This window comes from Bradyrhizobium liaoningense (assembly GCF_018130955.1).
GTDB lineage: Bacteria > Pseudomonadota > Alphaproteobacteria > Rhizobiales > Xanthobacteraceae > Bradyrhizobium > Bradyrhizobium liaoningense_C.
Genome location: NZ_JAFCJM010000002.1, coordinates 17,663 through 30,030 on the forward strand (window position 1 = coordinate 17,663; position 12,368 = coordinate 30,030).

Annotated in this window: 11 protein-coding genes; 7 read left to right on the top strand and 4 right to left on the bottom strand. The window is 65.2% G+C overall.

The window, feature by feature from the left end:
* Window positions 1-261 precede the first annotated feature (261 nt).
* Window positions 262-1,845, top strand: coding sequence for a beta-(1-6) glucans synthase (locus tag JQ632_RS01705; RefSeq protein WP_249151227.1), 1,584 nt, complete (start codon window positions 262-264; stop codon window positions 1,843-1,845).
* On the opposite strand, the gene JQ632_RS01710 is transcribed toward JQ632_RS01705, so the two are convergent.
* On the bottom strand, window positions 1,805-2,185 hold the full coding sequence (locus tag JQ632_RS01710; protein WP_212400541.1) for a hypothetical protein: 381 nt from the start codon (window positions 2,183-2,185) through the stop codon (window positions 1,805-1,807). The genes JQ632_RS01705 and JQ632_RS01710 overlap by 41 nt on opposite strands.
* 114 nt (window positions 2,186-2,299) lie before the next feature.
* Window positions 2,300-3,628 carry a hypothetical protein gene (locus JQ632_RS01715; RefSeq protein WP_212400542.1) on the bottom strand — a complete coding sequence of 443 codons (1,329 nt, stop codon included), beginning with the start codon at window positions 3,626-3,628 and terminating at the stop codon, window positions 2,300-2,302.
* A gap of 194 nt (window positions 3,629-3,822) precedes the next feature.
* Here JQ632_RS01715 and glmU point away from each other — a divergent pair, with 194 nt between their 5' ends.
* Window positions 3,823-5,178, top strand: coding sequence for a bifunctional UDP-N-acetylglucosamine diphosphorylase/glucosamine-1-phosphate N-acetyltransferase GlmU (gene glmU, locus JQ632_RS01720; protein ID WP_212400543.1), 1,356 nt, complete (start codon window positions 3,823-3,825; stop codon window positions 5,176-5,178).
* A 6-nt stretch (window positions 5,179-5,184) separates the two neighbouring features.
* Here glmU and JQ632_RS01725 read toward each other — a convergent pair whose 3' ends face one another.
* Entirely contained in the window at window positions 5,185-5,406 is a 222-nt protein-coding gene (locus tag JQ632_RS01725) for a hypothetical protein (protein WP_212400544.1), read from the bottom strand.
* Between the two features lie 224 nt (window positions 5,407-5,630).
* On the opposite strand from JQ632_RS01725, the gene glmS reads away from it, so the two are divergent.
* The 5 genes from glmS (at window position 5,631) to JQ632_RS01750 (ending at window position 10,194) form a co-directional block, all read left to right on the top strand.
* A complete protein-coding gene (gene glmS, locus JQ632_RS01730; RefSeq protein ID WP_212400545.1) occupies window positions 5,631-7,457 on the top strand; it encodes a glutamine--fructose-6-phosphate transaminase (isomerizing) in 1,827 nt (608 codons plus the stop codon).
* Between the two features lie 89 nt (window positions 7,458-7,546).
* A complete protein-coding gene (locus tag JQ632_RS01735; protein ID WP_212400546.1) occupies window positions 7,547-8,326 on the top strand; it encodes a DUF502 domain-containing protein in 780 nt (259 codons plus the stop codon).
* A 105-nt stretch (window positions 8,327-8,431) separates the two neighbouring features.
* Window positions 8,432-9,289: an NAD(P)-dependent oxidoreductase gene (locus JQ632_RS01740; protein ID WP_212400547.1), complete on the top strand. Its 858-nt coding sequence runs from the start codon at window positions 8,432-8,434 to the stop codon at window positions 9,287-9,289.
* 378 nt (window positions 9,290-9,667) lie between these two features.
* Window positions 9,668-9,931: a hypothetical protein gene (locus tag JQ632_RS01745; RefSeq protein ID WP_212400548.1), complete on the top strand. Its 264-nt coding sequence runs from the start codon at window positions 9,668-9,670 to the stop codon at window positions 9,929-9,931.
* A gap of 92 nt (window positions 9,932-10,023) precedes the next feature.
* Entirely contained in the window at window positions 10,024-10,194 is a 171-nt protein-coding gene (locus tag JQ632_RS01750; RefSeq protein ID WP_212400549.1) for a hypothetical protein, read from the top strand.
* On the opposite strand, the gene recG is transcribed toward JQ632_RS01750, so the two are convergent.
* Window positions 10,191-12,299, bottom strand: coding sequence for an ATP-dependent DNA helicase RecG (gene recG / locus JQ632_RS01755; protein WP_212400784.1), 2,109 nt, complete (start codon window positions 12,297-12,299; stop codon window positions 10,191-10,193). The genes JQ632_RS01750 and recG overlap by 4 nt on opposite strands.
* Window positions 12,300-12,368 lie beyond the last annotated feature (69 nt).

A 12,368-nucleotide genomic window follows, 5' to 3' on the forward strand; every position in this document is an offset into this window, starting at 1 on the left:
ACGCGAGGCTTGATGGCGTCCAAATGGGTCCCCAATGCGGCGGAAAAGACCCGCCGAGTCTGATGACGTGAATCTGGAATTTTGTCCAGCAAAGTCACCATCCTATGCCTCGGTCGAAGGGCCGCAGGTAGATCGGGCGGGGATGGCGCGTGCAATTACCACTGCGCCCCCTTGGCAGACGGCCCCCAAGCAGGTAATCGACGGACCCCTTTGCGGAGGACGGAACCGATTACTGTTCGTACGCCACTGGCGCTTCTGCTCATGTCGTTGGGTGCGATTGCTGCCGTGTGGTGGTGGCTGGCCACGCCGATTACGCTTGCGCGCGCGCCTATTGACCCGAGCGCGAAGCTCCAATGCGTCTCCTACGCGCCGTTCCGCGGCGACCAGACGCCGCTCAACGAATGGACCCATATCGACGCCGAGCAGATCGAGCAGGATCTCCGCCAGCTCAAGGACATTTCCGAGTGCGTGCGGACGTACTCGATCGAGAACGGGCTCGACCAGGTGCCGGCGATCGCCGCCAAGGTCGGCGGGCTCAAGGTGATCCAGGGCATCTGGCTCTCCAGCAACCGCGTCAAGAATTTCGGGCAGGTGGCGACCGTCGTCCGCCTGACCAAGGAATTTCCCGCCGTCATCAGTTCGGTCGTGGTCGGCAATGAGGTGCTGCTCCGCGGCGAGATGACGACCGCGGACCTCGCCGCCATCATCCGCTCGGTGAAGGCGCAGGTCACGGTTCCCGTCACCTATGCCGACGTCTGGGAATATTGGCTCAAGAACCGCGAGATCTACGAGGCCGTCGATTTCGTCACGATCCATATCCTCCCCTATTGGGAGGACATGCCGATCCGCGCCAAGTTTGCGGCCAGCCACGTCAACTCGATCCGCCAGCAGATGGCGGTGGCGTTTCCCGGCAAGGAGATCCTGATCGGGGAGACAGGCTGGCCCAGCGAAGGGCGGATGCGGGAAGGCGCGTTGCCGTCGCGCACCAACCAGGCCCGCGTGGTCTCGGAGATCCTCGCGCTGGCGAAAGCGCAGGGCTTTCGCGTCAACCTGATCGAGGCCTATGACCAGCCGTGGAAGCGGCGGTTAGAGGGCACCGTCGGCGGCTATTGGGGCCTGCTCGATTCCATCCACCGCTCCCTGAAATATCCGCCGGGCGAGCCGATCAGCAATTTCCCGTTCTGGAAATCCTACATGGGCGCCGGCATGGGCCTGAGCGTGCTGGTGTTCGTCGTCGCCGGCCTGACGCTGCGCCGGCGGCCCTGGACGCCGCGCTTCTCGGCCTGGCTCGGCGTCGGCATTTCGGCGACTGCGGCCGGCATCCTGCTCGGGGTCGCCTTCGACAAGATGTACTACGAGAGCTACGGCTGGGGCGGCTGGCTGCAATGGGGCGCCTTGCTCGCGGCCGGCATCCTCTCTCCGATCTTCTGCTCGCAGGCGCTGGTGTCGGGGCGGGGACTGCCGACCTTCCTTGAGCTTTTGGGCCCGCGCGACGGGCGCAAATGGTCAAAGCTGTCGGTCGCGCTCGGACTGACACTGGCGGTTACCGCCGTGATCGCCACGCAGACCGCGCTCGGCTTCGTGTTCGATCCGCGCTACCGCGACTTTCCCTTCGCCTCGCTGACGATGGCGGTGGTGCCGTTCGCGATGCTGCTGGTGAACCGTCCCTCGAGCGGCGTGCGTCCGATCGCCGAGGCGATTTTTGCGGGCCTGTTGGCGCTGTCGGCGATCTACACGCTGCTCAACGAGGGCCGCGAGAACTGGCAGTCGCTCTGGACCTGCACGATCTATCTGGTGCTGGCGTTCACGCTGTGGCGGGCGCGGGCCGAGCAAATCCCAGAATAAGCAGCCCGATCGCGATCCCCGACAATACGATGTTGTAGAGGACGATGCCGAGGCCCGCGGCGATCACGCCGAGCGTCAGCAGCACGATCGACGGCCGCATCAGGTTGAGCGTCGCGATCACGAGCGCGACGATGCCGAACACCGAGTTCTTGAACAGCGAGGTCGCGGTCGCGCGTGCCTTGCAGATCATGGTCTGAAGGCCGGCGTCGCAGGCGAGCGACACCTGCGAGAACTCGACCGCGAGGTAGCGCACATAGAGCGCATAGCCGACGCTGACGAATCCGACGACGAGCAGGAACTGGACCTGGTAGGGCGTGAGGCGGAACGGCTTCTTCTTCATGGGGCCAATATGGTCGGGAAGACGGGCTTGGGCAACCGGTGTGGCACCGGCTTGTGAATTCGCCTCAGAATGTAGTTATAACTATCTGAGATCGTGAATCTTTTTTGTATCTCCCTAGCGCCGACTGAAGAACGAGGACAGCGTCGAGGACGTCTCCGGCTTGGCGGGCGGGGCCGCCGGCGGCGGCGGCGGTTCCTCGCGCTTGGAGCGCTTTGAGGAATAGCTGCGCCGGTGCGGCTTCTCGGGCTTCGCGGCGGGCGCCCGCGGTGTCTCGGCTTGCGGGCTCGCGTCCTTCTCTTGCCCCTGCATCGACAGCCGCTGGCCGTCGAACACGGCGGTCTCGCAACCCCGGTCGTTCTCCGAAAGCGCGGCGCAGATTTTTGCGGCAGCCGCCGCGTTCACCAGCGGGCCCGCGCCGAGCCGAAGCTGCATGCCGAGCCCGGTCTTGCTCTCCCTGACCATGATGATCGGCCGCAGCTTTGCCAGATCCGGATTCGACTTGGTCAGGCCGCGCCACAACGCGCGCAGGCCGTGCACCGAATTCGCGCTGCCGAGATCGACTGCGAAGCGGGTCTGCTGAACCGTGATCGCCTGGGGTTCGCCTTCGGTGACGGCTTCAGGCTCCGCAGTGGGCGAGGCTGCGGCCATTTCGGTCGCCTGCGCCTGATCCTTCGGCCTTGCGGATTTTTCCGGCTGCATCAGTTTTGAGGCGGCAGGGTCCGGCGGCGCCATCATCGACTTCGCTGCAACGAGCGGAATGGCCGGCAGCTCGGACGCTGCCGGCGTCGATGCGCTTGGGGCTGCGGCTGCGGCCTGCTGCGGCGGGCTGGCCTGCTCCTTCGCAGTTTCCTTATTAGCGGTTTCCTTGCTCGCAGCGTCCTTGTTCGGAGCTTCCTTGCTCGCGGCGTCCTTGCTTGCGGCTTCCTTGTTTGCGAATTCCTTGGCCGGCTTGTCGTTTGCGGGCGTCGAGGCGACGGGCGCAACCGCCGGCGCTGCGGCTTGCGGCGCAGGAGATTGCTCCGGCTTCCCAGCAGTCGGCTGTGCAGGCGCTGCGCCCTGCTTCGCGATCGCGCCGGTGACGGAATCGAGTCCCTGCTCGAGCACGGTGACGCGTGTGTAGAGGCGGTCGCGATCGGTGTTGAGCGTTTCGATGGCGGCCGTGAGCCGGCGCGCCTCGTTCTGGCTCTCCCTGGTCAGGACCGCAAGCCGCTCGGCCTGACGCGCGAGGTCGGCGGATGCGACCTGATCGCGCCGCCAGCCGAGCTGCGCCTGATTGGCCATCACAGCAACGACAATGGCGCCGACGGCAGCCACGCCCCACGAGCCGAGCCGCCACATCATGCGGCGATCGAACTCGTTCTCCTCGGCCAGCAATCCGGACAGAATCCCGCCGGATTCCTTGGTCTCGAAGGCGCCGGCCAGTGGGTCGGAATCCTTTGCCATTACCGTAAGTGCCCAGCCTGTCCCGCGTCCCCGAATCAATCAGGGAACATTAACAGGAAAAGCGTGTCGCACTTGAATTCCGGCCCTTTGCGGGGGTAGCAAAACGCCTCTATGACGGCACCTAGCTGTCACTCGCGACACCAGGGTCGATTCGGCCGACACCAGGGATTGGCAAGAAGCAGGCAAGGACCTTAATGACCGTTCGCTCAAGCCTCACGATCGTGCTCGCAGCCGGCGAAGGCACGCGCATGCGCTCAAGCCTGCCAAAAGTGCTGCACCCGGTCGCGCAGCAAACCCTGCTCGCGCATGTGCTCGGCGCCGCGCCGAAGGGAACCGGCACGTCGCTCGCGGTCGTGATCGGACCGGATCACCAGGCGGTGGCCGACGAGGCGAAGCGCATCCGCCAGGACGCGCTGACCTTCGTGCAGCGCGAGCGGCTGGGAACGGCACATGCGGTACTCGCGGCGCGCGAAGCGATCGCGCGCGGGGTGGACGACATTTTGATCGCGTTCGGTGACACGCCGCTGATTACGCCCGAGACTTTTGAGCGGCTGCGCGTGCCGCTGCGCAAGGGCGCAGCACTCGCAGTGCTCGGCTTTCGCGCCGCCGATCCGACCGGCTACGGCCGGCTGTTGGTCGAAGGCGACCAACTCGTTGCGATCCGCGAGCATGCCGATGCTTCGCCTGCGGAGCGCAAGATCACGCTGTGCAATGCCGGCGTGATGGCGCTCGACGGACATCGCGCGCTCGCCATTCTGGACAGAATAGGCAATGCCAATTCCAAGGGCGAATATTATCTGCCGGATGCCGTCGGCATTGCCCGCGCACAAGGAGGAGAAGCCGTGGTGATCGAGACCAGCGAGGACGAGGTGCGCGGCATCAACACCAAGGCGCAGCTTGCGGAGGCCGAAAGCGTGATGCAGGCGCGGCTGCGCAAGGCCGCGATGGAGCAGGGCGTCACGCTGATCGCGCCGGAGACGGTCTACCTCGCCGCCGACACCACGTTCGGCAAGGACGTGACGATCGAGCCGTTCGTGGTGATCGGTCCCGGCGTCTCGATATCAGACGGCACCGTCATCCATTCCTTCTCGCACATCGTGCAGACCGCGCTCGGCAAGAACGTGTCGATCGGCCCCTATGCGCGCTTGCGGCCCGGCACCTCGCTCGGCGACGGCGCGCGGATCGGCAACTTTGTGGAGACCAAGGCTGCGACGCTGGAAGCCGGCGTCAAGGTCAACCATCTCTCCTATATCGGAGACGCGACCGTCGGGGCCAATTCCAACATCGGCGCCGGCACGATCACCTGCAACTATGACGGCTTCAAGAAGCACAAGACGGTGATCGGGACGGGCGCCTTCGTCGGCACCAATTCGTCGCTGGTGGCGCCGGTCAAGATCGGCAACGGCGCCTATATCGGCTCGGGCTCCGTCATCACCAAGGACGTGCCCGACGATGCGATGGCGCTCGAGCGCAATCAGCAGACCATCCGCGAAGGCGGCGCTGCGCGCTATCGCGAGATGAAGACGGGCGGGAAGAAGAAGGAAGGTTGAGGCGCGCTATTCGTCGTCGGAAAATTCCGAGAAGATCGCGCGCGTCAGGCGCCAGCCGCGCGGCTTGGCGCGCTTCACCGGTTCACCGGCCTGATGCTTGACGAAGACCGGTTTGCTCTCCTTGCCGCGCTGGGGCGGCGGCCAATGCGCCAGATGCGTGCCAGTGGTTTCGCTGGCATGCACATACATCGACGTAAGACCTTTGCGGTCGGACGAGCCCTTCTTCATGGCCTTGATCTCCACGCCATGAATCGTTGGGCAAATCTGTTGACAGGGAGTTAATGTGCAGGGTTAAAGGCCCGCGAATCCTGGTCGCAGGTCTTAGGCATGTCGCCGCGCGATGCTGTCGCAATCCGCAATAATTATTGAGTATCTGGTTCCTTAGGAACTTCGCTAAAAACTGCGCGCGTCGTTTTGATGATTTTTCGACGATTTGGGGGATATTGATCCGCATGTGCGGGATTGTCGGCATTCTCGGGCGCACGCCGGTTGCAGAGCAATTGGTGGATTCGCTCAAACGTCTGGAATATCGCGGCTACGACTCCGCGGGCGTCGCCACGCTCGAAGGCGATCGTCTCGAGCGCCGCCGCGCCGAGGGCAAGCTGAAGAACCTCGAGAAGCGGCTCGACGCCGAGCCGCTCAAGGGCACCACCGGCATCGGCCATACCCGCTGGGCCACGCACGGCAAGCCGACCGAGCACAATGCGCATCCGCACGCGACCGAGAACGTCGCGGTCGTGCACAACGGCATCATCGAGAATTTCCGCGAGCTGCGCGAGAAGCTGGAAAAGCAGGGCGCGCAGTTTTCCAGCGAGACCGACACCGAGGTCGTGGCGCATCTCGTCAATTCCTATCTGCTCAAGGGCCAGTCGCCGCAGGAGGCCGTGAAGGCTTCGCTGCCGCAACTGCGCGGCGCCTTTGCGCTCGGCTTCCTGTTCCGCGGCCACGGCGATCTCCTGATCGGTGCGCGAAAGGGCTCGCCGCTTGCGATCGGCTATGGCGATGGCGAGATGTATCTCGGCTCCGACGCGATTGCACTCGCGCCGTTCACCGACACCATCAGCTATCTCGAGGACGGCGACTGGGTCGTGCTGTCGCACGAGGTCGGGGTGATCCATGACGCCTCCGGCGCCGTGGTCAACCGCGAGGTGCTGAAGTCGGGCGCGTCGTCCTTCCTGGTCGACAAGGCCAACTATCGCCACTTCATGGCCAAGGAAATCCACGAGCAGCCCGAGGTCGTCGGCCATACGTTGGCGCGTTATGTCGACATGGCATCCGAGCGCGTCGCGCTGCCGGTCAAGCTGCCGTTCGACTTCAACGACGTGCAGCGCATCACCATCACCGCCTGCGGCACCGCCAGTTACGCCGGTTACGTCGCGAAATACTGGTTCGAGCGCTTTGCGCGCGTCCCGGTCGAGGTCGATGTCGCCTCCGAATTCCGCTATCGCGAGGCGCCCTTGCGCAAGGGCGACCTGGCGGTCTTCATCTCGCAGTCCGGCGAGACCGCCGACACGCTCGCCGCACTTCGCTACGCCAAGGAGCAGGGCGCGCACACCGTTGCGGTGGTCAACGTGCCGACCTCGACGATCGCGCGCGAGGCCGAGACGGTGCTGCAGACGCTCGCCGGCCCCGAGATCGGCGTGGCCTCGACAAAAGCCTTCACCTGCCAGTTGATGGTGCTGGCCGCGCTGGCGGTCGCCGCCGGCAAGGCACGCGGCGAACTGTCCGACGCCGACGAGGCCAAGCTCGTCCAGGGCCTGGTCGAGATCCCGCGCCTGATTGCAGCAGCCCTCGTCACCGAGCCGCAGATCGAAAAGCTCGCCCGCGACATCGCAAAGTCCCGCGACGTGCTCTATCTCGGCCGCGGCACCAGCTTCCCGATCGCGCTGGAAGGCGCGCTGAAGCTGAAGGAGATCTCCTACATCCACGCCGAGGGCTATGCCGCCGGCGAGCTCAAGCACGGCCCGATCGCGTTGATCGACGAGACCATGCCGGTCGTGGTGATCGCGCCCTACGACCGGGTGTTCGAGAAGACCGTCTCCAATATGCAGGAGGTGGCGGCGCGCGGCGGCAACATCATCCTGGTGACCGACGCCAAGGGGGCGGAGGAGGCGACGGTGGATTCGCTCGTCACCATCGTGCTGCCGGACATGGGCTCGGCGTTCACGCCGATCGTCTATGCCATCCCCGTGCAATTGCTGGCCTATCATACGGCCGTGGTGATGGGGACCGACGTCGACCAGCCGCGCAACCTCGCCAAATCGGTGACCGTCGAATAGGCAGAAGGAGCACTCCGCCGGTCGCATCGCGCCTTCAAAAATCTGCTAGAAGCAACTAGCTAGAGTGAAGCGACCGACTTGGAACCCGAATGACCGCCCGCGACGACGCGTCCCCGCCTGCGCCCCTGCCAGACTTGCCGCCGGAACCGCATACCGGCCTGATGGGCCGTTTCCGCAACTATTTTCTCACCGGCCTCATCGTCACGGGGCCGATTGCGATCACCCTGTATCTGGTCTGGTGGTTCGTCACCTGGGTCGATGGCGTGGTGCGGCCCTTCGTGCCACTGGCCTACAGGCCGGAGACCTATCTTCCCTATGGCGTTCCCGGCTGGGGACTGATTGTGGCATTCTTCACGCTGACGCTGGTCGGTTTCCTCGCGGCCAACTTGATCGGCCGTACGCTGGTCGATGTCGGCGAGACCTTCCTCGGCCGAATCCCGGCCGTGCGCGCGATCTACCGTGGCCTGAAGCAGGTGTTCGAGACGCTGTTCTCCGGCAAGGGCTCGAGCTTCCGAAAAGTGGGGTTGGTCGAGTTTCCTTCGCCCGGCATGTGGTCGATTGTGCTGATCTCGCAATCGCCGAGCGAGGACATTTCCCGCAGCCTGCCGGGGCAGGAGGAGCACGTCTCGGTGTTCCTGCCGTGCTCGCCGAACCCGACCACCGGCTTCTTCTTCTACGTGCCCAAGAGCAAGATCATCGAGGTCGAGCTGAGCGCCGAGGATGCCGCGACGCTGATCATGTCGGCCGGCGTGGTGCAGCCGGGCTCGGCGCCCGACCCGAAGAAGGCGGCCGCTCTTGCCGGCATGGCGAATGCCGCCCGCATCGCCAACGCCTCGACGCTCCAGCCTCAGCCTGCGAAGGTGGAGTAGGGCCATTCCTTTGCGGGATGGCCGCATTCACCTAGGCCTCCGCATCCTCTGCTATTCTTCCAGCCGAACTGAGCACCTCGCTCGGACGTCGAACTGGAGTGCATGATGTCCCCAACCATTGCGATTTTGGCGCCCGGTGCCATGGGCAGCGCCGTCGCCCGTCGTCTCAGCGAGCACGGCGCGCGCGTGCTGACGTCATTGAAGGGGCGGAGCGAGGCGACGCTGAAACGGGCGGCGGATGCCGGCATGGTCGGTGCCGAGGACGACGCCGTCGCGAGCGCCGACATCATCCTGTCGATCGTGCCGCCAGGGGAGGCCGTTGCGCTCGCGGAGGGGTTGGCCGCACTGATCGTCAGGCGCGAGAAGAAGCCGGTCGTGGTCGACTGCAATGCCGTCAATGTCGACACCGTGCGCAGGATCGAGGAGATCATTGGCTCGGCGCAGGCGCCGTTCGTCGACGCCGGCATCATCGGCTTTCCCCCGCAGCCGGGCGGCAAGAGCCCGGCGTTCTACATGTCGGGCGAGCATGCCAAGGACGTCGCCGTGCTGAAAGACCTCGGCCTCGACGTGCGCATCGTCGAAGGACCGGTCGGCGCGGCATCCGCGCTAAAGATGTCCTATGCCGGCATCAACAAGGGACTGGCCGGCATCGGCTCGGCTATGGTGGTCGCGGCGACCAAGGCGGGTGCCGCTGACGCACTGCGCGACGAGCTCGCGCTGAGCCAGCCGGCCATCCTGGCACGACTTGAAACCGCGCTGCCGGACATGATCCCGAAAGCCTATCGCTGGGTCGCCGAGATGCGGGAGATTGCGGGTTTTCTCGGGCCGGATCATCCGGCGAGCCAGATCTACGAGGGGTTTGCGCGCTGGTTCGAGCATCTTGCCGAAGATGCGAACGGCGAGGGTGCGGATGCGGCACTCTTGAGGGCGTTTGCGGCAAGGGTCGCGCGGAAGAAAGCCTAGGGCAGAGACACCGCCGGGACTTCACCTCGCCCCGCTTGCGGGGAGAGGTCGGATTGCATCGAAGATGCAATCCGGGTGAGGGGGAGGCTCCGCAAGTCCGTCTCTTACAGTGATCGCGGAAGTGCCCCTCACCCCAGCCCTCTCAGAGCGAGCGAAGCTCGTCTCGGCCCCGTAAGAACGGGACGAGGGAGCGCACCAGCGCGATCGCCTCGTGCCGCTCAATGGAAAAAAGCCGCCAGCGCTACACACGCGACCTCGTTGATCTATGTCATCACTTTCCTCTGAGACGGGAGGGTCATCACCGGAGCTGAAAGCAACGATGCGTGGCGCGGCGGCCTTGCGGCGCGGGCCACGTGGCACCCGAAGCGGAGGATATCGATGTGGGTCCTGATGTACGTCTTCTCCTACTCGGTCAGCCCGGCCGCGACGAGCGACAAGGCGGAATGGAGGCTGCTCCCGACTGTCGTGTTTCAGGAGTTCTCGAATGAGGAGCGGTGCAGGGCGGCCAAGTCGGCACTTGAAAGCAGCCTGAAGGATGCCGGAACGAGGCTGAAAAGCGGGCTGGAGGACTTGAAGAGCATCGGCAAGGCCGATCCGGCGCAGGTCATCATTGCCTATAACGTCGAATGCCTTCCGAAATAGCGGCCGCGCGCACGACCGTTGATCTAGATCAACGGCTGTCCGATCTGCGCGGGAGGCAATCGGCCCCGGCAACGAACTTGTTGGGGGCAATCGTGATCAGGGGAATCCTTGCAGCTGCGATCTGCGTGGCGGTGCTTTACATGGCCGACCAGGAATTTGCCGACGGACACTACACCAGTTACGCCACGAAGGTCGTGACAAAGGTGAAGCAAGCGATCGGGATCCAGGAGAAGGGCTCTGTGCGCGGCGCAGAAAAGATCTAGCCCGCCCCGATCAGCGGGATCGCCTCGTCCCGCTCGTAGAGATACAACAGGCATCGCAACGCTTCGCCGCGCTCGCCCGTCAGCTTGGGATTGTCCTTCATGATCCGCAGCGCCTCGTCGCGCGCTTGCGTGATCAATTGGCCGTGGACCTCCGAGCGCGCGATGCGATAGCCGGGCAGGCCGCTTTGGCGCACGCCCAGCACGTCGCCTTCGCCGCGCAGCTTCAGATCTTCCTCCGCGATCCGAAAGCCGTCTGACGTCTCGCGGATGACCTTGAGACGCGCCTTCGACATCTCGCCGAGCGGTTCTGAGTAGAGCAGAAGGCAGGTCGAGGCTTCCGAGCCACGGCCGATGCGGCCGCGCAACTGGTGGAGCTGCGCGAGCCCAAAACGTTCGGCGTTCTCGATCACCATGATGGTCGCGGCCGGCACGTCGACGCCGACTTCGACCACGGTGGTCGCGACCAGGAGCCCGATCTCGTGGGCGGCAAATTGCGCCATCACGCGGTCCTTCTCGGTGCCCTTCATCTGGCCATGGACCAGCCCGACGCGGTCGCCAAAGCGCTTTTGCAGGCTCTCGAAGCGTTTTGTCGCGTTGGTGAGATGTTCGGTACCTTCGGCCTCGGACTCCTCGACCAGCGGGCAGATCCAGTAGACCAGCTTGCCCGACTGCAGCGCGCGGCCCACCCCGTCCATGACCTCCTCGATGCGGCTCATCGGCACGGCGCGCGTGTCGATCGGCTGGCGTCCCGCCGGCTTCTCGCGCAACTCGCTGACATCCATGTCGCCGAAATAGGTCAGCACCAGCGTGCGCGGGATCGGCGTGGCGCTCAGCACCAGCACGTCGACGGCTTCGCCCTTCGAGGTCAGCGCCAGCCGCTCGCGCACGCCAAAGCGATGCTGCTCGTCGACGACGGCGAGCGCCAGCGCCTTGAAGATCACGTCGTCCTGGATCAGCGCATGGGTGCCGACCAGGAGATCGATCTCGCCTTCGGCGAGGCGGGCGAGGATGTCGCGGCGCTCCTTGCCCTTTTCGCGGCCGGTGAGAATCGCGACCCGCACGCCGGCGCGCTCGGCAAGCGGCGCGATGGTCTTGATGTGCTGGCGCGCCAGGATTTCGGTCGGCGCCATCAGCGCTGCCTGCTTGCCGACCTCGGCCACGGCCGCGGCCGCAAGTAGTGCCACCACGGTCTTGCCGGAGCCGACGTCGCCCTGCAGCAGCCGCAGCATCCGCACGGGTTGTTTCAGATCATCGGCGATGGCGGCGGCGGCGGTGCGCTGGGACGGCGTCAGCGCATAGGGCAGGGCGTCGATGATTTTGTTGCGCAGGTTTCCGTCGCCGGCGTTGCGCACGCCGGCAGGCCTGCGCAGTTGTGCGCGGATCAGGGCGAGGGCGAGTTGTCCTGCCAAGAGCTCGTCGAAGGCGAGGCGTGACCAGAACGGCTGGTCCGGCAGGATGTCCGTCAGCTCGACCGGCTGGTGCACGCGGTGCAGCGCCTCGGCGATTGGCGGGAAGTGGCAGCGGCGCAGCACCTCAGGGCTGATCCATTCCGGAAGCGCGGGCAGCTTCTGCAGCGCCTGTGCGATCGCCCGGCGGAGCGAGCCGAGTGCGAGCCCTTCGGTGAGCGGGTAGACCGGATCGATGCCGGAGAGCTTTGCGATCGCCTCTTCGTCGAGCACGCGGTCGGGATGCACGATCTGCGGGATGCCGTCATACATCTGCAGCGTGCCGGAGACGTAGCGCTTCTCGCCCATCGGCAAGAGCTTCTCGACATAGCCGGGTTTTGCACGGAAGAAGGTCAGGACGACATCGCCCGTGTCGTCGCTGGCATAGACGAGATAGGGCGCGCGCGAGTTGCGCGGCGGAGGCGGGCGGTGGCGGTCGACGGTGACTTCCAGCGTCACCACGGTGCCGGGGACGGCGTCGCGAATTTTTGGCCGTGCCCGGCGGTCGATGACCTGGCTCGGCAGATGCAGCAACAGATCGACCAGCCGCGGCGTCTCATCGCGGCTGAGCAGATAGCGCAGCAGCTTGTCCTGCTTCGGACCGACGCCGGGCAGGCTAGTCACGGCAGCAAACAGCGGATTGAGCAGGCTCGGGCGCATTCGTGCAACATTCGTCATGCGCGGGCTTGCCGTCTTCGCTGAAGCTTCGTCGGCCTTGGATCGAAAGCC